This is a genomic window from Neptuniibacter sp. CAU 1671 (assembly GCF_029222905.1).
GTDB lineage: Bacteria > Pseudomonadota > Gammaproteobacteria > Pseudomonadales > Balneatricaceae > Neptuniibacter.
In genome coordinates this window covers 1-25,838 of record NZ_JARHUE010000009.1, presented here as the reverse complement: position 1 = coordinate 25,838, position 25,838 = coordinate 1, and the positions used below count along the sequence as shown (strand labels likewise).

Annotated in this window: 24 protein-coding genes; 16 read left to right on the top strand and 8 right to left on the bottom strand. The window is 53.4% G+C overall.

Going from position 1 to position 25,838, the window contains the following annotated elements:
- Positions 1-3: 3 nt before the first annotated feature.
- Complete coding sequence (locus P2G53_RS13175; protein ID WP_275818000.1) at positions 4-1,233, bottom strand: spore maturation protein; 1,230 nt, start codon at positions 1,231-1,233, stop codon at positions 4-6.
- A gap of 128 nt (positions 1,234-1,361) precedes the next feature.
- On the opposite strand from P2G53_RS13175, the gene P2G53_RS13170 reads away from it, so the two are divergent.
- Positions 1,362-2,288, top strand: a complete 927-nt coding sequence (locus tag P2G53_RS13170; RefSeq protein WP_275817998.1) for a histone deacetylase family protein — start codon at positions 1,362-1,364, stop codon at positions 2,286-2,288.
- Positions 2,289-2,315: 27 nt separating this feature from the next.
- Here the strand turns inward: P2G53_RS13170 and P2G53_RS13165 are convergent, their stop codons facing one another.
- The 3 genes from P2G53_RS13165 to P2G53_RS13155 all read right to left on the bottom strand — a co-directional run bounded on the left by P2G53_RS13165 (position 2,316) and on the right by P2G53_RS13155 (position 4,897).
- Positions 2,316-3,056 carry an SDR family oxidoreductase gene (locus P2G53_RS13165; protein ID WP_275817996.1) on the bottom strand — a complete coding sequence of 247 codons (741 nt, stop codon included), beginning with the start codon at positions 3,054-3,056 and terminating at the stop codon, positions 2,316-2,318.
- Between the two features lie 11 nt (positions 3,057-3,067).
- Positions 3,068-4,390, bottom strand: a complete 1,323-nt coding sequence (locus P2G53_RS13160; protein ID WP_275817994.1) for an FAD-binding oxidoreductase — start codon at positions 4,388-4,390, stop codon at positions 3,068-3,070.
- A 96-nt stretch (positions 4,391-4,486) separates the two neighbouring features.
- Positions 4,487-4,897 carry a GtrA family protein gene (locus P2G53_RS13155; protein WP_275817992.1) on the bottom strand — a complete coding sequence of 137 codons (411 nt, stop codon included), beginning with the start codon at positions 4,895-4,897 and terminating at the stop codon, positions 4,487-4,489.
- Between the two features lie 33 nt (positions 4,898-4,930).
- Here P2G53_RS13155 and P2G53_RS13150 point away from each other — a divergent pair, with 33 nt between their 5' ends.
- The 3 genes from P2G53_RS13150 to P2G53_RS13140 are packed head-to-tail and all read left to right on the top strand — an operon-like array spanning position 4,931 to position 7,739.
- Positions 4,931-5,821, top strand: a complete 891-nt coding sequence (locus tag P2G53_RS13150) for a decaprenyl-phosphate phosphoribosyltransferase (protein ID WP_275817990.1) — start codon at positions 4,931-4,933, stop codon at positions 5,819-5,821.
- Complete coding sequence (locus P2G53_RS13145) at positions 5,821-6,225, top strand: divergent PAP2 family protein (RefSeq protein ID WP_275817988.1); 405 nt, start codon at positions 5,821-5,823, stop codon at positions 6,223-6,225. Before P2G53_RS13150 ends, P2G53_RS13145 begins: the two co-directional genes overlap by 1 nt.
- Positions 6,222-7,739 (top strand): glycosyltransferase family 39 protein, encoded by a 1,518-nt coding sequence (locus P2G53_RS13140; protein ID WP_275817985.1) that lies wholly within the window; start codon positions 6,222-6,224, stop codon positions 7,737-7,739. Before P2G53_RS13145 ends, P2G53_RS13140 begins: the two co-directional genes overlap by 4 nt.
- 5 nt (positions 7,740-7,744) lie before the next feature.
- Here P2G53_RS13140 and uvrD read toward each other — a convergent pair whose 3' ends face one another.
- Genes uvrD through P2G53_RS13125 form a run of 3 tightly spaced genes read right to left on the bottom strand, consistent with a single transcriptional unit; the run spans position 7,745 to position 11,268 of the window.
- The gene (gene uvrD, locus P2G53_RS13135) at positions 7,745-9,934 is read right to left on the bottom strand and encodes a DNA helicase II (RefSeq protein WP_275817984.1); all 2,190 of its coding nucleotides are present in this window, start codon (positions 9,932-9,934) and stop codon (positions 7,745-7,747) included.
- Positions 9,935-9,994: 60 nt separating this feature from the next.
- The gene (locus tag P2G53_RS13130) at positions 9,995-10,957 is read right to left on the bottom strand and encodes a homoserine kinase (protein WP_275817982.1); all 963 of its coding nucleotides are present in this window, start codon (positions 10,955-10,957) and stop codon (positions 9,995-9,997) included.
- 29 nt (positions 10,958-10,986) lie between these two features.
- Positions 10,987-11,268 carry a DUF2782 domain-containing protein gene (locus P2G53_RS13125; RefSeq protein WP_275817980.1) on the bottom strand — a complete coding sequence of 94 codons (282 nt, stop codon included), beginning with the start codon at positions 11,266-11,268 and terminating at the stop codon, positions 10,987-10,989.
- Between the two features lie 90 nt (positions 11,269-11,358).
- Between P2G53_RS13125 and polA the strand changes: the two genes are divergently transcribed.
- From polA to P2G53_RS13110, 3 genes are all read left to right on the top strand, one after another.
- Complete coding sequence (polA, locus tag P2G53_RS13120) at positions 11,359-14,121, top strand: DNA polymerase I (RefSeq protein WP_275817978.1); 2,763 nt, start codon at positions 11,359-11,361, stop codon at positions 14,119-14,121.
- Positions 14,122-14,210: 89 nt separating this feature from the next.
- Positions 14,211-16,937: a hypothetical protein gene (locus tag P2G53_RS13115; protein WP_275817976.1), complete on the top strand. Its 2,727-nt coding sequence runs from the start codon at positions 14,211-14,213 to the stop codon at positions 16,935-16,937.
- 302 nt (positions 16,938-17,239) lie between these two features.
- The gene (locus P2G53_RS13110) at positions 17,240-17,899 is read left to right on the top strand and encodes a DUF5610 domain-containing protein (RefSeq protein ID WP_275817974.1); all 660 of its coding nucleotides are present in this window, start codon (positions 17,240-17,242) and stop codon (positions 17,897-17,899) included.
- A 38-nt stretch (positions 17,900-17,937) separates the two neighbouring features.
- Here P2G53_RS13110 and yihA read toward each other — a convergent pair whose 3' ends face one another.
- A complete protein-coding gene (gene yihA / locus P2G53_RS13105; RefSeq protein WP_275817972.1) occupies positions 17,938-18,585 on the bottom strand; it encodes a ribosome biogenesis GTP-binding protein YihA/YsxC in 648 nt (215 codons plus the stop codon).
- Between the two features lie 202 nt (positions 18,586-18,787).
- Here yihA and P2G53_RS13100 point away from each other — a divergent pair, with 202 nt between their 5' ends.
- From P2G53_RS13100 to tatC, 9 genes are all read left to right on the top strand, one after another.
- Positions 18,788-19,393, top strand: a complete 606-nt coding sequence (locus P2G53_RS13100) for a c-type cytochrome (protein ID WP_275817970.1) — start codon at positions 18,788-18,790, stop codon at positions 19,391-19,393.
- A gap of 113 nt (positions 19,394-19,506) precedes the next feature.
- Entirely contained in the window at positions 19,507-20,130 is a 624-nt protein-coding gene (locus P2G53_RS13095; protein WP_275817968.1) for a thiol:disulfide interchange protein DsbA/DsbL, read from the top strand.
- A gap of 108 nt (positions 20,131-20,238) precedes the next feature.
- Complete coding sequence (locus P2G53_RS13090) at positions 20,239-21,792, top strand: GGDEF domain-containing protein (RefSeq protein ID WP_275817966.1); 1,554 nt, start codon at positions 20,239-20,241, stop codon at positions 21,790-21,792.
- 57 nt (positions 21,793-21,849) lie between these two features.
- Positions 21,850-23,490, top strand: coding sequence for a ubiquinone biosynthesis regulatory protein kinase UbiB (gene ubiB, locus P2G53_RS13085; RefSeq protein WP_275817964.1), 1,641 nt, complete (start codon positions 21,850-21,852; stop codon positions 23,488-23,490).
- A gap of 68 nt (positions 23,491-23,558) precedes the next feature.
- Positions 23,559-23,891, top strand: coding sequence for a phosphoribosyl-ATP diphosphatase (locus P2G53_RS13080; protein ID WP_275817962.1), 333 nt, complete (start codon positions 23,559-23,561; stop codon positions 23,889-23,891).
- 3 nt (positions 23,892-23,894) lie between these two features.
- The gene (locus P2G53_RS13075) at positions 23,895-24,230 is read left to right on the top strand and encodes a histidine triad nucleotide-binding protein (RefSeq protein ID WP_275817960.1); all 336 of its coding nucleotides are present in this window, start codon (positions 23,895-23,897) and stop codon (positions 24,228-24,230) included.
- Between the two features lie 15 nt (positions 24,231-24,245).
- On the top strand, positions 24,246-24,512 hold the full coding sequence (gene tatA, locus P2G53_RS13070; RefSeq protein WP_275817958.1) for a Sec-independent protein translocase subunit TatA: 267 nt from the start codon (positions 24,246-24,248) through the stop codon (positions 24,510-24,512).
- Between the two features lie 11 nt (positions 24,513-24,523).
- Positions 24,524-24,868 carry a Sec-independent protein translocase protein TatB gene (gene tatB / locus P2G53_RS13065; RefSeq protein WP_275817956.1) on the top strand — a complete coding sequence of 115 codons (345 nt, stop codon included), beginning with the start codon at positions 24,524-24,526 and terminating at the stop codon, positions 24,866-24,868.
- A complete protein-coding gene (gene tatC / locus P2G53_RS13060; RefSeq protein ID WP_275817954.1) occupies positions 24,865-25,650 on the top strand; it encodes a twin-arginine translocase subunit TatC in 786 nt (261 codons plus the stop codon). The genes tatB and tatC overlap by 4 nt, the downstream gene beginning before the upstream one ends.
- The last annotated feature ends 188 nt before the right edge of the window (positions 25,651-25,838 follow it).

The window sequence follows — 25,838 nt, the reverse complement described above, 5'->3', positions numbered from 1 at the left end:
TAATCAGCCAAAAAACCAGTAACCCACCAGAATGGCTGCAAGGATACCGGCCAGGTCGGCAGTCAGGCCGCAGGCCACGGCATGGCGGGTATGACGGATCCCCACAGCACCAAAATAAACAGCCAGAACATAGAAGGTTGTTTCAGTGGACCCTTGAATGACAGAGGCGAGATAGGCAGCAAAGGAATCCACGCCATGGCTGTGCATGGTCTCCAGCATCATGGCGCGGGCGCCGGAGCCGGAGAAGGGTTTCATGATGGCCGTGGGCAGCGCATCGGCAAAACGTGTGTCCATGCCCAGGCCGGCGATGCCTTCACGTAACAGCCAGATCAGTCCGTCCAGCGCTCCACTGGCGCGCAGCACACCAATGGCCACCAGCATCGCCAGCAGATATGGAATAATCGTGATGGCAACCTCAAAACCCTGTTTGGCACCCTCAATAAACTGCTCATACACATTTACTTTACGCAGGTGAGCCAGCAACAGAAAACCGATAATCGCGCTGAAAATAATCAGATTACCGGTCAGGCTGGACTGACGTTGCAACTCCTCCACACCCAGCGTCGAGAAGTAACCGATAAAGGCCATCAGCAGGGCGACAAAACTGCCCAGATAGAGCAGCACCGTACGTTGCAGCAGGTTGATACCCTGCACCAGGCTGACCGCCAGCAGACCTGCCAGCGTTGAACAGCTGGTGGCTATCAGGATGGGAATAAACACTGAGGTGGGGTCGGCGGCACCCTGCTGAGCCCGATAGAGAAAGATGGTGATCGGGAACAGAGTCACAGATGAGGTATTCAGGACCAGAAACAGAATCTGGGCATTGCTCGCAGTGTCTTTTTGGGGATTCAGTTGTTGCAGATCCTGCATCGCTTTCAGCCCCAGCGGGGTGGCGGCATTATCCAGCCCCAGCATATTGGCGGACAGGTTCATGGTCATGGAGCCGATGGCGGGATGGCCACGGGGCACTTCAGGCATAAGTTTGGTGAACAGCGGTGTTACCGCCAGTGCCAGCTTGTCCACCAGTCCCGACGCTTCAGCCAGTTTCATCATGCCCAGCCAGAAGGCGAGGGTGCCGATCAGGCCAATGGCCAGCTCAACCGTGAGGGCCGACATGTCAAAGGTGGCCTGCACCAGCTGCTGAAAAATGCCGGCGTTATCCAGCCATAACCATTGATAGAGTGCAGCCGCAAAGGCGACAAGAAAAAAGCCCAGCCAGAGGCGGTGAAGCATGGCACAACTCTCCCCAAGTGCGTCAGGCTCAGTAACAAGAAGGCGCGCGATGAATCGCCTATAGTAAAGGCTCAGAGTGACCCAGAACGGAGAGAACTGCAACTGCTCCGTCCGGGCAAGGAGCCTTGATGAAAACACTGTACCTCAGCCATCTGGACTGCCAGCGCCATGAGATGGGTGATTACCATCCGGAATGCCCGCAGCGCCTGCAATATATTGATCGTGCGGTGCACTCCGCTTTATCTGATCAGCTGGTATTGGCCAGACCGGAGCCGGTTGCAGACAGCGATCTGCTGCGGGTGCATCCAAAAGCGTTTCTGGAGATGTTGGCGCAGTTGTCACCCGGGCATGGGCATGCCTTTGTCGATGCGGATGTGTCGATGAACCGTTACAGCCTGCAGGCGGCACGACTGGCGGCGGGTGCCGCGGTACAGGCGACGCAGCAGATTCTGGCTGGGCGGGTTGATAATGCGTTCTGCGCGGTACGCCCTCCCGGTCATCATGCCGAACGGGACAGTGCCATGGGCTTTTGTATTTTCAATAATGTGGCTGTGGCGGTGGAGACAGCGTTGCTGGACCCAACGGTGGAGCGGGTGGCGGTGCTGGATTTTGATGTGCACCACGGCAACGGCACCGTGGAAATTTTTCAGGATCGCCCCGAGGTACTGGTCTGTTCCAGCTTCCAGCACCCTTTTTATCCTGGCCGGTTTGTTAATATCGACCGGCCTAATATCATTAATACCCCTTTACCGGCGGGTACTGCTGGTGATCAGTTCCGGCTGGCGCTTGAACGGGACTGGCTGCCAGCACTGAAGCAGCATCAGCCACAGATGATTTTTGTTTCAGCCGGATTTGATGCGCATAAAGATGATCCACTGGGTGGTTTGTTGCTGGATGAGTCCGATTTCCGCTGGGTGAGTCAATTGATTATGGATGCCGCCGAGCGCTACAGCGGTGGCCGCTGGCTGGCCACCCTTGAGGGTGGTTACAACCTGGAAGCCCTGAGCCGCAGTGTGGTGGCCCAACTTGAAGTGATGGCAGGGGTTAAGGTCTGACCCCGGTAATGCCAGCACCTTGGGAGTTTATAACCTGATTTTGCGAAACAGTGGTGTCGGGATCAGGCATATGATGGCCATGATCATCCGCCAGAAGCCCGGGGCATAGACGGTACCGCGTTTATGCAATAAGGCAGGTTCGATAATGCCGGCAATTTTCTCCGGCTGCGACCATAAAGGCCCGCTGCGGTTGAAGCCTTCGGTCATCGGTGTGATCACAAATCCGGGTTTGATATCGATCACCCGAATTCCCTGTTTCGACAGACGCTGATCAAGTCCCTGCAGAAAGGTGCTGACCATCGCCTTTGCGCAGCCATAGACATAATTCGACTCACGGCCACGATCACCGGCCACCGAGGTAATCACTGCCAGACAACCGGACTGTTGTTGCTCAAGCAGTTGTGCCAGCCCGGTGAGTAAGGCTACGGTGGCGGTACCATTCAGGGTGATTGCACTCAGGGTGGCTTCAATATTCTGTTCGCAGACAGCCTGATCTGGCAGAGAACCATGCGCGACCAGAATGGCGTCGATCTTGCCCAACTGCACCTGCGCCTGTCGTATCACCTGATCATGCTTTTTGGTGTCCAGAATATCCAGGGCGGCACCTGCCACTGAGCCGGCACCCCGACAGTGCAGGTCAGCAATCTGTTCAGCGAGTGCGGTTTCATCGCGCATCACCAGAAACAGGTGTCGGCCTGCTGAGGCAAACCGACGGGCACAGGCTTTGGCAATCGCCGATCCTGCGCCAATGATCAATATGTTTTGCATTTAACCTCCTGTTACGCCAGACCCAGACGGACCGATTGGGTCGAGCGATATTTTCCCGTTGCCGCATATTGCGCGCGCACGGCCTCAAACGTTTCCCAGTTGGGGTAGCTGGTTTTAAAGACGGTCTGGCTCATGCGTGCATCTTTAGCCAGATAGATTCGGCCGCCCCAGTCCAGTACCAGTTGATCCAGCTGTTCCAGAAACCGGAACAGGCCGTGCTGAAGTTTAAAGTCCAGCGCGAGGGTATAACCTTCCCGAGGGAACGACAGCAGGTTTTCATTGGCGGGACCCAGTTGTTTGAGTACCGCCAGAAATGAGCCCTGTTGCTGATCACTGATCCGTTTCAGGATCGCTTCCATACCCAGTAGTCCCGCGGCATGGGGTAGGACAAACTGGTACTGCACAAAACCTTTGCGGCCGTAAAGGCGGTTCCAGTGCTGAATCCGATCAAGCGGGTAGAAGAAGGGGGCATAGTGTATCGCCTGCTGAGCTACCGTTTTACGTTGCCGGTGGTAATAGACACTGTTGAATGCCTTGATTGAAAAACGGTTTAGCAAAGCCGAGGGCGTGGCAAAGGGAATACTCAGGGTTTTCTGAGGCAGATTGGCTAACGGTCCTTGTTTTGCGTGTTCCCCGGTCATCAGCAGACTGCGGCCCAGCTGCTGACCTTTGGCAAGGCAATCAATCCAGGCGACGGAGTAGGTTGATTCTGCGGCCTGCTCGAACAGCGCATAGACATCGGACAGTGAACGGGCTTTAACTGAGGTCTGGTTGATTTGGCTGCTTTTAATCGGTAGCAGTTGCAGGGTGGCAGAGAGGATGATGCCGGTCAGGCCCATACCGCCGCAGGTGGCCTGAAAAAGGTCGGTATTGTGTGTTGGACTGACCCTAAGCTGGCTGCCATCACCCAGCAGCATCTCCATAGAGAGCAGATGCTGACTGAAACAACCTGCCAGATGGTGGTTTTTGCCATGGACGTCGGCGGCAATGGCACCGGCAACCGTTACAAACTGTGTGCCCGGGGTAACCGGCAGGAACCAGCCCTGAGGCACAATGACTTCGAGAATCTGCGCCAGCGTGATACCCGCCTGAACAGTTAGGATGCCGTGCTCAGGGTCAAACTCAATGAACTGATCCAGATATTTGCAAGAGAGCACCGTGCCCGCCAGTGCGCTGTCACCATAACTACGGCCCTGACCGCGGGGAATACCGGCAAAACTCTGATTAAGCTGCAGCAGTTGCTGTTGATTGGCGGGTTGTATTATCTGGCTTTGGCAATAGGGGTAGCGACCCCAGCCGGAGAGCATGGAAAGCGGTGCAGTGTCCCTGGTCATGGTATGCCTGAAATCCCTTCAAACGGTCGTGCCATCATGGCTGTGAGGTGCAGTGTGCAGCGCCGGACGCTGGCTGTCAAAGCACGCTGTCGGCTGTTAGATCCGGGGTTGATCCAGTGGGACAAACACAAACCGTTTATCCAGCTGATATTTGATCAGGTAACCCAGCGTCAGCCCGATAACCCCGCCCAGATAACGCATCAACTGATCCTGAAAAATCCATTCAAAGGCCAGCTCTGTGCCCCAGAAGATCAGCGTGGTGAGCACGCCCATCAGGCTGTACAGCATAAAGGTGCTGCCCTCATGTTTTAGGCTCTGCGTGGCAAAAGCAAAGATAAAACGTTTATCCAGCCAGTATTTCAGCGCCAGTCCAATTGCGGTGCCCACCAGAATTGACAGCATCACAGACCCGAGACCCTGATAGAGTCGCAGGCTGATGTCCTGCGCCAGAATATTGGCTGCAATGGCGATCAGGGCAAAGAGTGCGTATGATGTCGCAAGCTTCATAGAACACATGGATTGGTTGCGGAGCGTTAAGACATGGAGTCGCATTCTAGCACCGGGCAGGTGCAAAACCCATTACAGATCAGTGCATTGATTCGTCTGTTGCGACCGCGACAGTGGATTAAAAACGGCTTTGTGCTGGCGCCACTGATCTTCACCGGACTGTTTACAGACCTCCTTGCCGTTCAGCATGCTGTGCTGGCATTGCTGTTATTTTGTCTAGCCTCTTCGGCTGCTTATATCGTGAATGACCTGCGGGATATTGAGCGTGATCGGCAGCATCCGGAAAAATCCCGCAAACGTCCACTGGCCAGCGGTGAGGTACGTGAATATCACACCTTCATCCTGCTGGCGCTGCTTTATCTGCTGTTGGGGTCGGGCCTTTTGTTTCTGCCTGCCCTGACGCCGGTCATTGTTGCCTACCTTATTCTGAACCTGGCTTACAGCCTTTACCTGAAACACCAGCCGGTGCTGGATATTTTTTCGATTGCTTCCGGGTTCGTGCTGCGTGTGGTTGCCGGGGCTGTGACCCTGGCTGTACCCCTGTCGAACTGGATGTTTGTCACCACATTTTGTCTGGCGTTGTATCTGGCGGCCATTAAAAGAAGGCAGGAGCTATTGCACAGTGGTGAAGCGGGTCGGCAGGTTCTGGAAAATTACAGCGTACAGCTGGTGGACCGTTATGCCGAAATGGCGGCCACCGGGGCTCTGCTGTTTTACAGCCTGTTTGTGATGCAGGAGAAACCGCAACTGGTGATCACTATTCCGTTGGTGTTGTTTGGGTTGTTCCGCTACTGGTTTATTGTTGAGCGTCAGGCCGGTGGTGAATCGCCAACCGATGCGATGCTGTCCGACCTGCCGCTGGTCTGCACCGTGCTGCTCTGGGTGGCGATATCAGGCTGGGTGATGCTCGGAGGTGGACTCTGATGAGTGACTGGCGTTATCTGCTGGCTCCGTTTCTGGCCTGGTTACTGGCGGGTGGTATCAAGTTTCTGATCAACTGTTTGCAGCAGAAACGTCTGGCATTTGATCTGATTGGTTATGGTGGCATGCCCAGCAACCACAGTGCGATTGTGGTGACCATGCTGGCGTTGATTGGGACGGATGTGGGGCTGGATGCACCCGTGTTTGGTCTGGCGGTAACCCTGACCTTTATCGTGTTGCTGGATGCCACCAGCTTGCGCCGGGCGGTGGGACGGCAGGCGCAAGTAATCAACCGGCTGGCACCTGAAGCAGGCTTGCGGGAACGCATGGGGCATAGCCGAGCCGAAGTGGCGGTCGGGGCGCTGTTGGGGCTGGTTCTGGGCTATTTGCTGGGTGCCTGTCTATGAGAGCGGCGCTTAACCGTCTGTTCCTAGTGCAGGGACCTGCCCCAACAGCGCAAGTCGGGCTGGTGAGTTTCTGGCAGCGTCACGGTGTGTTTTGTCTGCTGTTGCTCTGGGCGCTGGCTCTGAAGGTGTTCAACTTTATCGGTCTGGCCGAAGGCGATGACCTGTATTACACCCAGTTGGCTGATCGGGCCGCGCATGGTGATCTGCGGGCATTTTTTATCTTTGATGTGCGCTGGCTGGTGTTTTTGCCGACCGCAGCGCTTTATGCGTTGTTTGGCGTCAATGATCTGACCAGTCTGCTGATGCCGATCCTGGCCTCAATGGGCAGTGTCTATTTTGCTTACCGGATTGTGGTCCAGTTGTTTGATCAGCGCACGGCGTTGTTCGCGGTACTGATCTACAGCGCCACACCGGTGATACTGATCTACGCCAATGTGTTACAGGTGGCGCCTTTTCTCGAATGTTTTACCCTGGCGACAGTGTTTTTTCTGCTGCGAGGGCTGGCAACCGGACGCCTGAGTTATTTTCTGTTCTGCGGCCTGGCGATCGGCCTGGTGGCAATGACCCGGATTACCGGACTGTTTATTTCGCTGATTGTGGCGGTGACCCTGTTATCGGCCAGAGGTTGGACAGTACGAAATTTTCTGCTGCTGGGCGCCATGGCGCTGGTCTCCCTGCTGCCATTAATGGTTCAGGACTGGATTTTTGGTCAGGTGCATGGGGATTATCTGCATCGGCTGGTTATGAGCCGATCGGTGGTGGCGTTTCAGGCCAACCTGAACGGTGTGGACCCGAAAGATCTGTTTTTCTATCTGCGTACCCTGTTCCTGCGGGAAGATTTTGCCAACTGGCAGTATTTTGGCCTGTTGGGATTTCTGGGAGTACCCGCGGCACTGAGCATGTTCGGCGTCGGGCTTCGTCAGTATCGCTTTGCGTTGCTGTTTTGCCCGTTATGGTTTTTTGGCTATTTTGCCCTGATGTCCTTTACGCCAACATCGCTGGACCCTTATACCACCCTGATTCGCAATATCCGCTATGCCATTGTGTTTGTATTGCCGCTGTCGGTCTGTCTGGCCTGGGCGGTATTAAAACTCACGGACTGGAAGGGCGCGCCCTGGTCAGGCTGGACCGTACTGGCTCTGATCGTGGCAACGCATCTCTATCTGACGGTGGAAAACAGCCAGCGTTATCATGACCGCCGGGCGGAGCAGAAAGCGGCAATCGAGCAGGTGTTACCGCTGGTGGGAGATCAGCGGGTGTATCTGGCGGACCGAAATATTGACCGTCGGCTGGCCTATTACTCAGGCTATCAGTTCAAGAATTACCAGAAGATCAACGCGCTGCAAGAGATTCGCCAACCGGGCTATTTCCTGATGCTGAAACCCGGTTACAACCGGCAACGTTACCGGCTTGATCCCAGGCTGCTGGCTGCAATTCGCCAGCAACCTGAGGCCTACGGTATGCGGTATCTGGGCGATTTTGGCTATTTCTGGGTGTTTAAAGTAGAGCGTTAGACCGCTCAGATTGGTTGTAGGTTGGCAAACCCCACCACCAGCCATTTATTGCCTTCAAAGTCGAAATTGACCTGCACCCGTGCTTTCGGGCCACTGCCCTCAAAACTGATCACCGTACCTTCACCAAACTTCTGATGCAGTACCCGCTGGCCCAGCGCCAGACCGGTATCGGAAGTTGACTGAGTCTGATCAAATAAACCACTGCCGCTGCGACTGGTGATAGGACGACTGACGGTGGCATTCAGGCGCACTTCTTCAATCAGATTGTCGGGAATTTCGCGGATAAAGCGGGAGGGGCGGTTATAGTTGTCCTGCCCGTGCAGGCGACGGGATTCGGCATAGGTGACAAAGAGTTTCTGCATGGCACGGGTGATGCCCACGTAACAGAGGCGCCGCTCTTCCTCCAGACGCCCCGGCTCTTCCAGGGACATCTTGTGCGGGAAAAGACCCTCCTCAACCCCGGCCAGAAACACCTGTGGAAACTCCAGCCCTTTGGCAGAGTGCAGGGTCATCAGTTGCACACTGTCCTGAAATTCGTCCGCCTGAGCATCACCGGCATCCAGTGCCGCCTGATCTAAAAACGCCGCCAGCGGGGTGTTGAAGTTCTCGTCGAAGTATTCATCCCACTGACTGTTGAACTGCTTGGCCGCTGTGACCAGTTCCTCAAGGTTTTCGATGCGGGACTGGGCTTTTTCGCCTTTCTCTTTTTTATGATGTTCGATCAGGCCTGAGTACTGAATCACATGTTCGGTCTGCTCATGCAGCAGTACATCGTCGGTGGCCTGCGCCATCTGATCAATCAGTGTCAAAAAGCTCTGCAGGGCATTGGCGGCTCGAGCCGGCAGACGTTGCAGGCCGATCACCTCATGGGCGGCGCGCCACATGGAGATATTCTGGCTGCGGGCGTGCTCGCGCAGCAGTTCGATGGTGCGGGTACCGATGCCCCGGGTGGGCACGTTGATGATCCGCTCCATGGAGTTGTCATCGTCCCGATTGCTCAGCAAACGCATGTAGGCGAGTGCGTTTTTGATCTCAAGCCGGTCATAAAAGCGCTGACCTCCGTAGATCCGGTAGGGCATGCCGCTGCGAATCAGGGCTTCCTCAATCACCCGCGACTGGGCGTTGGAGCGGTAGAGAATCGCGCACTCACTGCGCAGATTCCCGTTGTCCACCCATTTGCTGATCTGGTCGACAATAAAACGCGCCTCATCCTGCTCATTAAAGGCAGCGTAGAGTGCAATGGCTTCGCCCTGGCCTGCATCGGTGTGCAGTTCTTTGCCAAGGCGGCCCTGGTTATGGCGAATCACCGCATTGGCGGCATCCAGAATAGTGCTGGTGGAGCGGTAGTTCTGCTCCATGCGGATCATTTCGGTATCCGGGAAGTGCTGGTTGAGGTTCTGGATATTTTCGATTTTGGCGCCGCGCCAGCCATAGATAGACTGATCGTCATCACCCACCGCCATCAGCTTGCGGTCCTGACCGCAGATCAGCCTTAGCCAGCCATACTGAATGCTGTTGGTGTCCTGAAACTCGTCCACCAGCACATAACGAAAGCGATCCTGATAATGCTCCAGCAGCGCCGGATTACGGTCACGTAACAGCTCCAGTGAACGTAACAGCAGCTCACCAAAGTCGATCATGCCGCTGCGATCACAGGCCTCTTCATAGGCCTGATACATCTGCAGCATCACCCGGTCAAACACATCGCCGTGCACATCCACATGACGCGCGCGCAGGCCTTCGTCTTTTTTCTCGTTGATGTACCACTGGAACTGTTTAGCGGGCCAGCGTTTATCGTCCAGATTGAGCTCTTTGGCCAGCCGTTTGATCAGGCGTAGCTGATCGTCGCTGTCCATGATTTGGAAGTTTTCCTGCAGACCTGCATCTTGCCAGTGCGCCCGCAATAACCGGTGTGCCAGTCCGTGAAAGGTGCCCACCCACATACCCTGCGGGTTGATGCCCAGCAGTTGTTCAATACGTCCGCGCATCTCCCGTGCCGCCTTGTTTGTAAAGGTCACGGCCATGATGGAATAGGGGGAGATATCTTCGGTCTGGATCAGCCAAGCGATGCGATGGACCAGCACCCGGGTTTTGCCGGAACCGGCGCCCGCCAGAACCAGCAGATTTTTCACCGGCGCGGTGACGGCATGACGCTGGGCGTCATTCAGACTGTCGATGATATGGGTAACGTCCATGCGGCTCTCGGTTGGGCAAAGATGAAGGATTATAACGGGCTGTCTGCGGTTAGATAACCCTTACGTCTGAGGCAGTTGCGAGGGACGATCGTGCCGATCCAACAGGACGCGCTTCATCTCATCCGGATCTTTCAGCTTCTGGGTGCTGTTTTCCTGTAGCCAGGGGATCAGGCGTGACAGCCAGAAACGCATGGCAGCACTGCGTGCCAGCACCGGCCAGGCGGCCTGCTCGGAGGCAGTGAACGGACGAACGCTGGCATAGGCCTCAAGCAGCGCGGTTTCTTTGGCGTGATCAATCAGACCCTGTTCATTGATGCACCAGTCGTTGGCGACAATCGCCAGATCGTAGAGCAGAAAAGCCGTGGCCGCGTTGTACAGGTCGAGTACGGCACTGATCTGAGTGCCGTTAAACAGCACATTGTCGTGAAACAGGTCGCCATGGATGGTGCCCTGAGGCAGGTCAGTATGGGTCTCACGCAGACGATCAAATTCGGCGACGGCATCCAGCAGCAGGGTCTGATCTTCCGCTGCCAGTTTTGGCAGCAATAGACGGCTTTCCCGGCGCCACCAGAACACGCCCCGATGGGCCTGGCGCTGCAGATAAAAGTCCTGTCCCGCCAGATGAAATCTGGCCAGGACTTCACCAATAGCGGCACAATGGGCCGGAGTTAGTGCTTGCTGATCCAGGTGCTCACCCTTAAAGCGGGGCTGGATGATGGCGGGTCGCTGCTTGAGCCGTTGCAGGCCAACACCGTGGCGGTTGCGGATAGCGTAGGGCACCGGGATATCGCGATCAGTCAGCCACTGGCACAACTCAATGAAATAGGGCAGCTCATCCTGAGACAGCTCTTCAAACAGGGTCAGCACAAACTGCAGGGTGTGTTCATCGCGCTGGGTGGTCACAAAATAATTAGTGTTTTCAATCCCCCCCTCGATGCCACGAAAAGAGACCAGCTCACCCAATGCATAGGTGCTGAGAAATTCACGAATGTCTTTGCCATCCAGCGCAGTGTATACAGCCAAGGTCAGACCTGCTTATCGAAACGAGAGAATTACCAGCGGAACAACACCCATTTAGGAATCAGCAGCTGAGACTCCTCAACACGGATGAATTCACCTTCACCCGGTGCCGGCACCAGATAGTAAGGTTTGCCGTTTTTGGGTTCGATTTTGATCTCTTTCAGCTCACCGTTGACGCGGTATTCATAGATGGTGTTGTCGCCATCGTGTGAAATGGTGATCTGTGGCTCAGCACTGTCAGGCTGTGGTGCAACCTCTGCCAGACTGAAGGGGGCTACAACCAGTAACAGGGCGGTTAACAGCAGAGATTTCATGTCATTTCCTTATAAATAGGGTCGCTTTCTTTAGACCGTGGAATGAATCGACTATGATCGGGTGCTGACTTTACAGATACGGAATCCGCAATGAGCCCACATGATCAAACCTCTCATTCACCTCTTATTTTAGTCGACGGCTCATCCTATTTATACCGTGCTTTTTTTGCATCACAACAGGCGGATCTGAGAAATTCTGAAGGTATCCCCACCGGCGCGATCCGGGTGGTGACCTCAATGCTGCGCAAACTGATCAAGGATTACCCTAAAAGTCCGGTTGTGGTGGTGTTTGATGCCAAGGGCAAAACCTTCCGCGACGAGATCTTTACCGAATACAAAGCCCACCGTCCGCCGATGCCGGATGATCTGCGCAGTCAGATCGAACCAATCCACGCGATCATCCGCGCCATGGGGCTGCCGATCATTGTGGAAGAGGGCGTCGAAGCCGATGACGTGATCGGTACCCTGGCCCGGCAGGCCAGCGCTGCGCAGGTGGATACGCTGATCTCCACTGGTGATAAAGATATGGCGCAGCTGGTTGATCAGCACGTGACCCTGATCAACACCATGACCGACACGATTATGGATGTGGCGGGTGTGGAGGAAAAATACGGCATACCGCCTGCTCTGGTGATCGATTTTCTGGCCCTGATGGGCGACAAGGTGGACAACATACCCGGTGTGCCCGGCGTGGGTGAAAAAACCGCGCTGGCCCTGCTGCAGGGCATTGGCGGTCTGGAAGCGCTGTATAACAATCTCGATAAAATTGCCGAGCTGGGTTTTCGTGGATCAAAAACCATGGCGGCCAAACTGGAGCAGCATAAGGCTGAGGCTGAACTGTCCTATCTGCTGGCCACCATCAAAACCGATGTGACCCTGCATGAGTCTATCGAGGATTTTGGCCTGCCAAATCCTGATCCTGAGGCACTGATCGAACTGTTCAAACAGTTTGAATTCCGCAGCTGGATCAACGAACTTGAAAGTGGTTCGGCAGCGTCGGCACAACCCGTCGGCGATCAGCCAACAGCCGTTATTGCGCCAGTCGATCTGCACTACGAACAGATTCTGACAGAAGCGGAACTCAAACCCTGGCTGGAAAAACTGGAAGCCGCCGAGCTGTTTGCCTTTGATACCGAAACCACCAGCCTGAACTATATGGAAGCGGAATTGGTGGGGGTTTCCTTTGCCATTGAACCGGGCAAAGCGGCCTATGTGCCGGTGGGGCATGATTACATGGGCGCACCGGAGCAGATCAGCTGCCAACGCCTGCTGGAGCTGATGCAGCCGCTGCTCGAAAGCGAACAGCACCTCAAGGTGGGTCAGCACATCAAATACGATATGAATGTGCTGGCGCGTTACGGCATCAACCTGCAGGGCATTGCCTGGGATACCATGCTGGAGTCCTATGTGCTGAACTCCACCGCAGGTCGGCATGATATGGACTCGCTGGCCGAGCGTTTTCTGGGCCAGAGCACGATCTCGTTTGAGTCGATTGCCGGCAAAGGTAAAAATCAGCTGACCTTTAACCAGATCGATCTGGAGCAGGCGGCGCCTTATGCGGCCGAAGATGCGGATATTACCCTGCGTTTACATCAGGCAATTCAACAGCAACTGCTGGCTGTGCCCAGCTTGCAGGCGGTATTTACCGACATTGAAAAACCACTGATTCCGGTGCTGTCCCGTATTGAACGCAATGGCACGCTGGTGGACAGTTCGCTGCTGGCCATCCAGAGCGTTGAAATTGGCGAACGTCTGGTGACACTGGAGCGGGAAGCGTTTGAGGTGGCCGGACGGGAGTTTAACCTCAGCTCACCCAAGCAGTTACAGCAGATCCTGTTTGAAGAGCAGAATCTGCCGGTGGTGAAGAAAACCCCTAAAGGGGTACCCTCGACCGCGGAGGAGGTGCTACAGGAACTGGCCAATGATTACCCGTTGCCACGCCTGATTCTGGAGCACCGCAGCCTCAGCAAACTGAAATCCACTTACACCGATAAACTGCCGCAGATGGTGAATCCGGGCACCGGGCGTATCCACACCTCCTACCATCAGGCGGTGACTGCCACGGGCCGTTTGTCTTCAACCGATCCTAACCTGCAGAATATTCCGGTGCGGACTACTGAGGGTCGGCGTATCCGGCAAGCGTTTATTGCTCCGGAAGGTTACAAGCTGGTGGCCGCGGATTATTCCCAGATTGAGCTGCGTATCATGGCGCATCTTTCAGCGGATGAGGGCTTGCTGAAGGCCTTTTCAGCCAGGGAAGATATCCACCGTGCCACGGCGTCAGAGGTGTTTAAAACCCCGCTTGATGAAGTCACCAGCGATCAGCGTCGCAGTGCCAAGGCGATCAACTTTGGCCTGATTTATGGCATGTCGGCATTTGGCCTGGCAAAACAGCTGGGTATCGGTCGAAATGAAGCGGCTCAGTATATCGACCACTACTTTGCCACCTACCCGGGTGTGCAGCGTTATATGGATGATATCCGGACCCAGGCCGCCGAACGTGGTTATGTTGAAACCCTGTTTGGTCGTCGCCTCTACCTGCCTGAAATTAAAGCGAAAAATGCCATGCGTCGTCAGGCGGCGGAGCGCACAGCGATCAATGCGCCGATGCAGGGTACCGCAGCCGATATCATCAAACGGGCTATGGTGCAGATTGATCAGTGGCTGGCCGAGGCACCATTCGATGCCCGGATGGTGATGCAGGTTCACGATGAACTGGTGTTTGAGGTCAGGGCCGATCAGGCTGATGCCTTTGCCGCTGAAGTGTGTCAGCGCATGGCTGCAGCGGCTGAACTGGCCGTACCGCTGCTGGTTGAGGCGGGCATCGGCAATAACTGGGAACAGGCCCACTAAGCAGAGCAAGGCTTGCAATCCGGGGGTGGATAAGCGAGCCTTTATTCCTCTCAGGGATTGCTTGGTCAGTTAGTTGGAGTTGTAAACACATGGATGGTGTACGTCGTTTTGTCAGCGGCCTTTGGCTGCTGGCTGTCTGCGGTATTCTGGTCGCTTGCAGTGACCCTGCCGCTCATTCTCCCCTTGCTTCCGATACTCTGCGTTATCAGGTCAGCTTTATTGATCCCTCACAGCAGCGTCTGCGCATTGAAATGGATCTGCCCCTCAGCAAATCGGGGCAATCGGTCACGCTTTATGGCGGTGTTGCGGGTGAATATGATCTGCTGTCTCTGCATGCCATTACCCCCACCGGGCAAGCCTACAAACTGCATCAGGACGGACGATACAGCTATCTTGAAGCCCCGGCAGGTGCGAGAAATGATCGTGTCAGGGTGATCTATGAGATGCGCATTGGTGGTCTTGGCCGCCATGGTCATCAGGGCAATTTCGATGAACGCTTTGCTGCCTTTGATGGCCGGCTTTACCTGGTGCCTAAAGTGCAGGCGCATATCCGAGAGATTCTGGTGCGTTTCGATACCACAGACTTACCGTCACACTACCGAGTGATCAGCCCCTGGCAGCCCACGGAGGACAAGCATCAGTACCGTGTGACCGATTATGGTCAGCCGCAGCTGTTGTTTAAGTCGCTGCAGAAGAGTCTGGGTGCAGTGGGGCCGTTTGAGTTACATGCCGAGCAGGTTGGGGATACTCAGGTTGAGTTGTACACCTACGCGGGCTGGAGCCCGGACGAGCAGCAGTCGCTGATCGACACTTCCCTGACATTGTTCCGTTATTTCAATACTCGCTTTGATTATGAGGTCAAGGGCGGGCCCTATCAGATTGTCTGGCACCCCAGAGCCAAGGATGGGCGCAAGATCTGGAGTGCAGTCTGGTCCAATGGCATGGCCTATGAAATGGTGCCGGGCAATGCCGCTGCTATGCAACGGAATTGGGAGTTGTTCGGGCACCGGGTTGCCCATCCAATCAATGAATACGCGCCTTGGGGGATGCAGTTTGCAGAACCGGATGAACACTGGTTTTTAGAAGGCTGGGCCAGTTACATTGAACTTGAAGCCGGGCAACAAACAGGTGTCTTTGATGCCGCACCACGCTGGGCAAGACTCTATCAGCGCTATCTGGAGGGGATCAGTCGTGAGCAGGGCTCACTGGATTTTCCTTTGGCTCAGGAAAAGCAGATCAATAACGCCGAGCTGAAGGAATTTATCCACTACACCAAGGCACCGCTGGTAACCCGATTGTTGGCCCACCAGATTAAAAGTCAGAGCGGTGGCACGCAATCGCTGGACGGTTTTATGCGTGAAATCTATGCCAAATACCGTGGTTTTAACGGCAAGGTTCCCCTCAAACAGGCCCTGCAGGATTACACAGGACAGGATATGAGTGCCTTCTGGGCACAGTATATAGAGACTGAATCCATGCTGTTGCCGCTTTGGCGCCCACCTGCAGTGAAAACTGGGGTGTCGGCTGAAGCCGGACTGACGGATCTGGTGGGGCTGGCCTGTTCATTCAATCAAACAGCGAGCCAGGATAGCCTGAAGGACCTGGCGTTTGTTCAGCATGTGTTGAGTCAGCCGGATGAGAGTCAGCAAGCCGCATACCTGAGTGAACTGCCCCTGAGCTTGCAGACCCGTTTTTTCCGGGACCGCCTGGCACAGTTCAGCCGGACTCAGATTTATCCGGCCTTGCTGTCGTCAGAGGCGGTCCCGGAATCGGTCCTGGCTCTTCAGGAGCAGCTACAGGGTTTTGCTGACCGGTCGAGTGTCTCGTTGGATGCCGCTTACCTGAAGAGTTACCGTTTAGGTATTAAAACCGAACAGGGTTTGGCGGTCGATCGAGTGCGCAGCCTGTTCGTCGGCGGTGAAGGCCGCATGGCGCTCAACCTCTATTGGGCGAAACGAGGCCATCAGGTGCAGTATCGGGTGTTGAAAGAAGGGGCGTTGATCTACCAGAAAGAGCGTCCGGTTAAGTCAGGCTGGGCAACCACGCTAACCTTTTTCAACCTGGGGCCGGTGGGGGATAAGGACGGTATTTATGCGGGCCCGGGCGAGTATCTGCTTGAGGTGTGGCTGAAGGCAGATAAGGCAACGCGACTGGCGCAACTGCCGTTTCGATTGCTGGATCCGACCGCTGTGAAAAATGTCGCGGGTATTGATACAGGCAGTGAGCAACAGATCTTGGCATATATTGTTGCCAGTGAAGAGGTTCAGCAGCCAGGCGTCGAGGATACCTATCGTTTGTTAAAAGCGACTTCACTCGTCTGGCCTGAACTGAATCCGGCCGAGTTGCATCAGCCCGGCATCAGGCAAAAGCTGGATCAGTCACTGTGGCGTCGCTGGGTTATGGATCATCTGGATCAGCAGAGCCTAAACCCACTGGAACTGGAGTTAAATGCGATCCTTGAGGCGTTGGCTGCAGAGCGCAATTTTCTTCAGCCTGCGCAGTTGTCCACCGCTCAACTGACCTCAGAAGCTTTTCAGGATCAGAGCTGTGATCAGGTGATTTTGCCCAAAGCGCAGCGTGCAAGACTTACCTTGCAGTATGCCAAAGGTGCGGCGCGGGAGCTGAACATAAAACTGGTTGATCCTCAGGGGCAGGTCGTTTGGCAAAAACAACGCCGCTCTTTGGCCAGTTATGGCAGCTATTGGGTGGATATTGGCCCCTTGCCGGAGGTGCCAACCGGGCGGTTTTCGCTTGAAGTGACAGATGAGTCTGCTGGCGCGGAGCGTTTGCTGAAGCGGTCCTTGTGGTTTTATTGATTAAGTTGCGACTAAAGTAGAACAAGATTAATTGCTATACCCGGGAACTTCTAAGGGTCTTTTTAAATCTCAGTCATGAGAGTTGCAGCTGTTCTTACGTTCACAGTGGTTGTGGCTCTTATGATAATAAGCATGCATTGAAAGCCCTGAGAAACATGTCGTTCCCCTTCCCCCCGATTCTCAGGGCTTTTTTTTATTCTTAAAACGCCTCTCGTTATCAAAAAACTGTATAAAATTTAATCAAACTATTCCTGTTTATTAGCCGACAATACCCTTAGTAAAACTAAAACGGGTGACAAAACATGAGCGTTGGTAAAGTGGGTAATTTTGGTGGTTATGTAAACCAGGAGTTAAAGCCCAACAAAGTGCAGGGCGAGCCTTTCGGTCAGACAGTCTCTCAGGCCGCACATGAAAAAAATGCCGTGCGAAAGGCAGAGTCGGCATCGCCAGCCTCGGCCGAACTGCAGCAGGATCAAGCGATCATCAATGCCTCCTTTGGTGATGTAACCCTGAGTGCAGGCAATGATCCTCAGGCGCTGACGCTCAAAACAGTGATTGAACAGATCAATGAAATTCTGGCACCGGAATTTGGTGAGCGGGCCATCGAAACCAGTTTCGAGTCCGGCCTCGATGTTTCCCCGGAGGCAACCGCTGATCGTATTGTCTCCCTGAGTACCGCCTTATTGCAGCGTTATGCAGATGCCAATCCTGACCTTGAAGGGGCTGCGTTGATTGATCAATTTGTGTCTGTCATTGGTGACGGTATTGAGCAGGGCTTTGCTGAAGCCCGGGATATTCTCACCGGACTGGGTGTGCTGGAAGGTGATATCGCGGCTAATATTGACCGCACCTATGAACTGGTTCAGGAAGGTCTGAAGGCATTCATTGAGGCGCAGGGCGGTACGGTAGAAGAGGCTCCAGTCGACGAGAATACTGACTCAGAGCCTGATGCAACGGCATAACCTGCCAGCAAAGATGAAGCCGCACTTAGCGGCTTTATTTATGCCTGCTCTTCAGCGGCGGATGCTTCTTCAGAAGGCAGGAGCCAGAGGTTGAGGCGTTGTTCCAGGGTATCCACGCCCTGTTTTTTCAGGGCAGAAAACAGCTGCACGGAGACCTTGTCAGCCAGAATGGCCTTGAGTTGTTTTTTCAATTGCAGCAGTGCGCTCTGCGCCGGACCTTTTTTCAACTTATCGGCTTTGGTCATCAGCACATGCAGCGGCATACCTGATACCCGGCACCACTCAACCATCATCTGATCAAACTCTTTCATGGGGTGGCGCACATCCATCACCAGCACCACGCCTTTAAGGCATTGGCGTTTCTGCAGGTAGTTATCCAGATGCCGCTGCCAGTGCTGTTTCATCTCCAGCGGTACTTTGGCAAAACCGTAGCCGGGCAGGTCAACCAGTCTGACGCCCTCAAGGTTAAGGTCAAAAAAGTTGATCAACTGGGTACGGCCTGGCGTCTTGGAGGTGCGAGCCAGTTTGCTGTTGTTGGTCAGGGTGTTAATGGCACTGGATTTGCCAGCATTTGAGCGTCCGGCAAAGGCCACTTCGGCGCCTGCATCGAGGGGACACTGGTCTAAACGGGCCGCACTGGTAGCGAATCGGGCACTGTTGTAATGGAGGATTGGGGTATCAGACATGGGTACTCAACTGGTGGCCCACGACTAAAGGAACAGAGATTATCGTTCCAGTTTGTGTGGATATTGGTTTATAATTGCCGCCAATTTTACCCGCGATCTGGCAAATGCTCTAGTGCACGGGTCATTAAGTTTGAACAATCCATGCCCTCTGGCACACGGATTGACTACAAAATTCTACTTTTGCAAAGAGTCTGGAAGCGTCATGAATAAACTACTGATCACTCTTTTGGTCGCTGTTGGAATCTCAGGTGTTGCCCACGCAGCGGGTGACAAAGCTGCAGGTAAAGAAAAATCAGCAGTGTGTGCGGCATGTCATGGTGCCGATGGCAACAGTGCTATTGCCAACTTCCCAAAATTGGCTGCTCAGAATGAGCGTTATATTGTTAAACAGCTGAACGACATTAAAGCGGGTAACCGTCAGATCGTTGAGATGACCGGCCTGCTGGATAACCTGAGCGATCAGGATCTGGCTGATATCGCTGCGTATTTCTCCAGCAAGGCAGGCACTGTAGGCCACGCCGCAAAAGATCTGGTGGAAAAAGGTGAAAAAATCTACCGTGCCGGCATCGCCGATAAAGGTGTTGCAGCTTGTACGGCTTGCCACGCACCAACTGGCTCAGGTAACGCGCAGGCAGGCTTCCCTGCAGTGGGCGGTCAGCATGCAGCCTACGTTGAAAAACAGCTGAAAATGTTCCGCGAAGGTCAGCGTAACAATGACCCTCAGGGCATGATGCGTGATATCGCTGCCAAACTGAGCGATGCGGAAATCAAGGCGGTTGCCAGCTACATTCAGGGTCTGGGCAAGTAATTCAGCCCGGGTTCAAATAAGGCAGCTTAGGCTGCCTTTTTTGTCTGTGTTTTTCAGAACTTATGTTATCTCCCGCTGTCCATGCAGGCAGTGTGAATTCAAGGAGTTAGAAAATGATAAGAAAACTTGGGTTTTGCCTGCTGGCGCTGCTGCTCCCGTTTGCCGTCCAGGCGGCGGATTTCAAAGAGGGCGTGCACTATTTCAAGTTGCCGCAACCAGTACGCACCGCGGATCCTGAAAAAGTGGAAGTGGTTGAGCTGTTTGGTTACACCTGTCCGCACTGTAATAACTTCGAGCCGGTGCTTGAGCATTGGCATAAAAATCAGCCGGAATCGGTGAATTTCGTGCGCATTCCGGTGGTGTTTAACCGCAGCTGGGAACCCTATGCCCGTGCTTATTACTCATCTGAATTAATGAAAACACTGGATAAAACGCATCAGGCAACCTTCGATGCTATTCATATCCAGCGTAAGCGCCTGAATAATGAACAAGCGATCAGTGATCTGTATGGCGATCTGGGTGTTGATACAGCCGCGTTTGAAAAGATGTTCAACTCTTTTGCCGTCAATATGAAGCTGAAACAGGGTGAATCCAAAGTGCGTGGATATGCCATCACCGGCGTGCCTTCGATGGTAGTGAATGGCAAGTACCGTGTGACGGTTGACTCTGCGGGTGGTCAGAAACAGATGCTGGATGTGGTGAACTACCTTGTCCAACAGGAAAGTCAGCCACAATAATGACTTAAGTCTATATTAGGTAGCATGGATGCTACCTCTTCATTCCTGACTGGACTAAGATGTCAGAGCATACCTCTTATTCACATCAATCGTTCTCAGGACCGCCGAGTGAGCGCTCAAGAAGACTGGAAACAAAAATACCGCGAACTTGCCCTTGAAGTAGAACGTACTAACCAACAGGGCTTAAAAACCGAACAAGCTCTTCGTCAGTTGGTCATGCAACTGGGCATCGCTCTGGCCGGTGAAGATGCTGAGTTGGATGGCGCTATGGCGGTTTTGCGAGCTCATCTGCAGAACGGTGGGACTGATTCAGATAAACTGTTTGCGCTCACCTTCCCGCTAGAGCAATTGCTGCAACGTTATGGCCAGGATCGAAACGGTGCGGTGCGGCAAGCCACTCAGGCGCTGGAGAAATGGCTGAAATTGCTGGAAATTGATTCTGGCAGCAATCCAGACCGAATTGCGCAATTACAGTCACACTTAAAAGGTGTTGAGGACAGTCTGCAAAAACTTGGCCCGCTGCTTGAAGAGCTGGTGGAGTATGTGTTGCAGCTTTCTCGTCCGCTGTCTGTCGATCATGTTGTACCCCCTGAATCACCCACCCAGCCACTGGAAGATGTTTCGAGCCTTTTGAGCCAGGTGCGTGATGAGTTCCGCCAGCTGTTAACCCGAATCACCATCTCTGATGCATTAAAACTCAAAGCAGATCAACTACTTAAACATCTTGATAAGGGACTGTCGTTACCTGAATTGCCCAACTGGGTCAGCCAGTTGGCACAGCTCCTGTTGCAACTGCCTCAGGGGCCGGGTGATGAATTTGAGCGGTATCTGGTCGAAATCAGTGAGCGTTTGGCCGAAGTGCATGTCAGTGTCATGTCTTATCGGAAAATTCAGGCCGCGGGTTCTGACAGCCAGTCTCAGCTGCAGTCCGATGTGCAGCTGAATGTGGCAGAGATGTCAGCTGTGGTCAGGGATTGCCATGATCTGAACGTATTGAAAGCGTCCGTATCACGCCAGTTGTCGGGTCTTGAGGCGACCATGCAGGCGTTTAGTCTGCGTGAGCGTAAACGCCTTGAAGAAATGGAAAGTGTAAACGAGGCCCTGGTCCGTAAAATTGAGCAGCTCGAAACAGAAGCGGGCAATGCCAAAAAACATATGGAAGCCGAGCGCACCCGTGCCCATACCGATTCGCTGACGGGACTGCCGAACCGCGCCGCCTATGAAGATCATCTGGAGCAGGAATTCCAGCGCTGGCTGCGGTATAACGTACCGTTTTCGATTGTTGTCGCCGATATCGATCATTTTAAACGTATTAATGATAACTACGGCCACCTGGCAGGTGACAAGGTATTGAAGCTGGTGGGCAAGTTGATCAAAAACAAACTGCGCACCACTGATTTTGCTGCACGCATTGGTGGGGAGGAGTTTGTGATGATTCTGCCTTCATCCGAGCGTGAAGGGTCGCTACAGGCAATGGAGAAACTGCGCAGTTTGCTGGAAACCAGTCCGTTTAACTTCAGCGGAAAGCCGGTGAATATCACCATGTCATTTGGCGTTGCGCAAATTAACACTGAAGATACGCTGGAATCTTTATTTACCCGAGCGGACCAGGCGCTATATCAGGCAAAAGCCGATGGACGTAACTGCATTCGTTCGAAATAATAGGCCCTTTTTAAAGGGCATCTCGCCCTTGTCGAATCAAAACAAGGTTTCTCCCCGGTGAGACGAATTTCACGCACACTGAGAATCGCTCAGGTTTTTGCTTTTTATCGCCTCGATACGCTGTTCAGAGAATTGGCGTTGCCCTGGTATGCCCGTTTGTTCTTCTGGCTGTTGCCCTGGCGCCTGATTATTCCCGCCCGAAAGCCACAAGCTGAACGTTTACGTCTGGCGCTTGAAGCACTGGGTCCTGTGTTTATCAAGTTTGGCCAGATGTTATCTACCCGGCGTGACCTGTTGCCGCAGGATATTGCGGATGAGCTCAAAAAGTTACAGGACAATGTGCCGCCATTCCCGGGTCAGCAAGCCCAGGGCCTGATTGAAAAAGCCCTGCAAAAGCCCGTAGCGGAACTGTTTTCCAGCTTTGAAGTGACACCGATGGCCTCTGCATCGGTGGCTCAGGTTCACCGGGCTACCCTGCTGAACGGCCGTGATGTCGTTGTTAAGGTGGTGCGTCCCGGTATTGAACATACGATTCGTAAAGATGTTGCGCTGCTCTACAGCCTTGCCGGGCTGGTGCAGACCGTCTGGAAAGAGGGAAGACGCCTCCGGCCGGTAGAGGTTGTGGCTGAGTACGAACAGACTATTTTTGATGAACTGGATCTGCGCAAAGAAGCAGCTAACGGCTCTCAGTTAGGCCGTAATTTTGCCGGTAGCGAGATCCTCTATATCCCGGAAATTTTCTGGGATTACACCCGCACCAATGTTTTGGTGATGGAACGAATTCATGGTATCCCGGTCGCTGATATCGAACAGCTTCAGGCGCAAAATACCAATATGCAGTTATTGGCCGAGCGGGGCGTCGAGATCTTCTTTACCCAGGTGTTCAGGGACAGCTTCTTCCATGCAGACATGCATCCGGGCAATATTTTTGTCTCCCGTGACAATCCCTCTGCGCCGCAATACATAGCGGTTGATTTTGGTATTGTCGGCTCCCTGTCGCCGGAGGATCAAAGCTATCTGGCGCGTAACTTTCTTGCCTTCTTCAAACGTGATTATCGTCAGGTTGCGCAACTGCATGTGGATTCTGGCTGGGTGCCAGCCAATACCAACATTGATGCGTTTGAGACAGCGATTCGCAGTGTCTGTGAACCCATCTTTGAAAAACCACTAAAAGAGATCTCTTTTGGGCATGTATTGTTAGGTCTGTTTCAGACGGCGCGTCGTTTTAATATGGAAGTGCAGCCGCAACTGGTATTGCTGCAGAAGACCCTGTTAAACATTGAGGGTTTGGGTCGTCAGCTCTATCCGGATCTTGATCTGTGGAAAACAGCTAAACCTTTCCTCGAAGACTGGATGAAACAGCGCATGGGCCCTAAAGGGGTTTATCGTGCCATTAAACAACAGGCGCCGGACTGGCTGGAAAAAATGCCACATATGCCGCAGTTGATTTTCGATGCCCTGACCCAGGTGCGGCGGCTTGATGACAACCGGTTGCGCGATCAGCGCGCTTATCAGGCGGCGTACCATGAAATCGCCAGACAACAGCGCAATCGAACGCTGTTAGGGGTCGGTTTGCTGGCTGCAGCAGCCCTATTGGCGGAGCCAGCCTTGCTGGACTGGGTTGCTGAGCTACCCTTGGTCAGTTGGGTGGTGGCCGCCTTTGGTGCAGTGTTGTTGCTCCGGCGGCCAAAATCCTGATGGGATAGCGCTGCCACTGGCCATCCGTTATGCTTCAACTTTAATTTTCAGATAAGTGATTGTTCGTCATGAGTGATGTGTTAACCCGTTTGGGCGAGGTGCTTGAAGAACGTAAAAATGCCGCACCTGACAGTTCGTACGTGGCTAGCCTGCATGCCAAGGGGTTAAACAAGATCCTGGAGAAAGTGGGTGAAGAAGCCACTGAAACCATTCTGGCCGCAAAAGATGCGCAGAACAGTGGCGACAACCATGATGTGATATACGAGACTGCCGATCTGTGGTTTCACACGCTGGTAGCGCTGTCTCATCTTGGCGAAACTCCGCAGGCAGTTTTGGACGAGCTGGCGCGTCGCTTTGATCTGTCTGGTCTGGAAGAAAAAGCTTCGCGTAGTAAAGGTTAAGTGATGTCGGGCTGCATCTTCTGTCGGATTGCGGCCGGAGAGGTGAATGCAACGGTTGTTTATGAAGATGATCAACTGCTGGCATTCAAAGATCATGCGCCCAAAGCACCTGTTCATATATTGGTGATTCCCAAACGGCATATTGCCAATTTATATGAACTGACGGACGATGATGCTGATCTAATGGCACACATCATGCTAAGTATTCCTAAGGTAGCAGCTCAGGCTGGGTTGCAGTCAGGCTTCCGCACCATCACCAATACAGGGTCAGGTGGGCGACAGGAGGTCTATCATATGCATTTTCATATATTGGGCGGCGGCAAGTTGCCGGCCATGTGACAGAGGAGAAATTGAATGGGACTGGGCGGTATCAGCATTTGGCAATTACTGATCGTTTTGGTAATCATCATCCTGATTTTTGGCACCAAAAAGTTCAAAAACATCGGCAGTGACCTTGGTGGAGCGCTTAAAGGCTTCAAAAAGGCCATGAACGAAGAAGAGAAAAAAGAGGAAGATGAGGGCGCCGACTCTGTAGCGGCTAAAACCCTTGATCAGAAAGATGCTGATTTTAAAGCGGCGGATAAAGCCAGTCAGCCAGAAGAAAAGCCGACGGATAAATAACATCTACCTGTATGTTTGATATCGGTTTCTCTGAGCTACTGATTGTCGCAGTTGTGGCACTGATTGTATTGGGCCCTGAAAAGCTGCCGACGGCTGTGCGGACGGTGGGTCTTTGGGTGGGTAAGATTCGTCGGTCTGTGGCGAGTATCCAGTCCGAGATCAGCGAAGAGCTTCGGCTTGATGAACTGCGTCGTCAGGCGGCCATCGAAAAGGATGAGCTGGAGCGTGAATTGAATGAAATGCGCCAGCCATACCGGAATACAACAGAGCAGGATCGCAGCTCGGCCTTTGAATCGGTAACTGACGAGGACAGCAGTAGCAAAAGCGAATCCGAGAAGAAAGGCCAGGATGTATGAGTCAAACCGATCAGGAAAATCCGGAACAGGATCAGGAACTGCCACTGGTCAGTCATCTGGTCGAGCTACGTCAGCGCCTTATCCGAATGTTGCTGATAGTTCTGCTCGTTTTTCTGGGTCTCTTTTATTTCGCCAATGATCTTTACAGTTACCTCTCTGCACCTTTAACTGCGCTGCTGCCTCCAGGCACCAGCATGATCGCGACGGACGTTACGTCGCCGTTTTTTGCGCCCTTCAAATTAACACTGGTTCTGGCGGTATTGTTGGCAGTGCCTTTTATTCTGCATCAGATCTGGGGTTTCATCGCGCCGGGCCTCTATCAGCATGAAAAAAGAATGGCTGTCCCGCTGCTGGTATCCAGTATCTTTCTGTTTTATGCCGGTGTCGCATTTGCCTACCTTGTGGTTTTCCCGCTGATCTTTGGTTTTTTTACCAGTGTTGGACCGGAAAATGTCGCGGTGATGACCGATATCAGCAGCTACCTTAATTTCGTGCTTAAGCTGTTTTTTGCGTTCGGGATTGTGTTTGAAATACCGATCGCCACGCTCTTGCTTATCTGGACCGGTGCAGCATCTGTTGCCGGCTTGCGGCAGAAGCGCGCTTACGTGATTGTGGGTTGTTTTGTATTGGGTATGTTGCTGACTCCACCGGATGTGATTTCTCAGACCTTGCTTGCGTTGCCCATGTGGCTGTTATATGAGCTGGGAATTTTGCTGGGAGTTGTGCTTGTTAAACCGAAAGATGAAACGGACGATTCTGAAGCAACGCTTGCTGACGATTAAGTCGTTTTGTTCACTACCTGAATAATTTCAGTTTTATTTCCTTTCCCCTGTTGACCTAAAAAGTATGGGGTGTAGAATGCGCCTCCCTGACCTGACGAGGGCACTGCTAAGCAGGCTTTTGAAGTACAGGTCAGGCCTTAGTAACTGAATGAAATTGTTTGTTTTTTGTTCGTTTTACTGAGGTTGAA

What these genes read in the sequence shown, in the direction of transcription:
- P2G53_RS13175 (WP_275818000.1), bottom strand. Translation starts at nt 1,233, where the DNA reads ATGCTTCACCGCCTCTGGCTGGGCTTTTTTCTTGTCGCCTTTGCGGCT.
- P2G53_RS13170 (WP_275817998.1), top strand. Translation starts at nt 1,362, where the DNA reads ATGAAAACACTGTACCTCAGCCATCTGGACTGCCAGCGCCATGAGATG.
- P2G53_RS13165 (WP_275817996.1), bottom strand. Translation starts at nt 3,056, where the DNA reads ATGCAAAACATATTGATCATTGGCGCAGGATCGGCGATTGCCAAAGCC.
- P2G53_RS13160 (WP_275817994.1), bottom strand. Translation starts at nt 4,390, where the DNA reads ATGACCAGGGACACTGCACCGCTTTCCATGCTCTCCGGCTGGGGTCGC.
- P2G53_RS13155 (WP_275817992.1), bottom strand. Translation starts at nt 4,897, where the DNA reads ATGAAGCTTGCGACATCATACGCACTCTTTGCCCTGATCGCCATTGCA.
- P2G53_RS13150 (WP_275817990.1), top strand. Translation starts at nt 4,931, where the DNA reads ATGGAGTCGCATTCTAGCACCGGGCAGGTGCAAAACCCATTACAGATC.
- P2G53_RS13145 (WP_275817988.1), top strand. Translation starts at nt 5,821, where the DNA reads ATGAGTGACTGGCGTTATCTGCTGGCTCCGTTTCTGGCCTGGTTACTG.
- P2G53_RS13140 (WP_275817985.1), top strand. Translation starts at nt 6,222, where the DNA reads ATGAGAGCGGCGCTTAACCGTCTGTTCCTAGTGCAGGGACCTGCCCCA.
- uvrD (WP_275817984.1), bottom strand. Translation starts at nt 9,934, where the DNA reads ATGGACGTTACCCATATCATCGACAGTCTGAATGACGCCCAGCGTCAT.
- P2G53_RS13125 (WP_275817980.1), bottom strand. Translation starts at nt 11,268, where the DNA reads ATGAAATCTCTGCTGTTAACCGCCCTGTTACTGGTTGTAGCCCCCTTC.
- polA (WP_275817978.1), top strand. Translation starts at nt 11,359, where the DNA reads ATGAGCCCACATGATCAAACCTCTCATTCACCTCTTATTTTAGTCGAC.
- P2G53_RS13115 (WP_275817976.1), top strand. Translation starts at nt 14,211, where the DNA reads ATGGATGGTGTACGTCGTTTTGTCAGCGGCCTTTGGCTGCTGGCTGTC.
- P2G53_RS13110 (WP_275817974.1), top strand. Translation starts at nt 17,240, where the DNA reads ATGAGCGTTGGTAAAGTGGGTAATTTTGGTGGTTATGTAAACCAGGAG.
- yihA (WP_275817972.1), bottom strand. Translation starts at nt 18,585, where the DNA reads ATGTCTGATACCCCAATCCTCCATTACAACAGTGCCCGATTCGCTACC.
- P2G53_RS13100 (WP_275817970.1), top strand. Translation starts at nt 18,788, where the DNA reads ATGAATAAACTACTGATCACTCTTTTGGTCGCTGTTGGAATCTCAGGT.
- P2G53_RS13095 (WP_275817968.1), top strand. Translation starts at nt 19,507, where the DNA reads ATGATAAGAAAACTTGGGTTTTGCCTGCTGGCGCTGCTGCTCCCGTTT.
- P2G53_RS13080 (WP_275817962.1), top strand. Translation starts at nt 23,559, where the DNA reads ATGAGTGATGTGTTAACCCGTTTGGGCGAGGTGCTTGAAGAACGTAAA.
- P2G53_RS13075 (WP_275817960.1), top strand. Translation starts at nt 23,895, where the DNA reads ATGTCGGGCTGCATCTTCTGTCGGATTGCGGCCGGAGAGGTGAATGCA.
- tatA (WP_275817958.1), top strand. Translation starts at nt 24,246, where the DNA reads ATGGGACTGGGCGGTATCAGCATTTGGCAATTACTGATCGTTTTGGTA.
- tatB (WP_275817956.1), top strand. Translation starts at nt 24,524, where the DNA reads ATGTTTGATATCGGTTTCTCTGAGCTACTGATTGTCGCAGTTGTGGCA.
- tatC (WP_275817954.1), top strand. Translation starts at nt 24,865, where the DNA reads ATGAGTCAAACCGATCAGGAAAATCCGGAACAGGATCAGGAACTGCCA.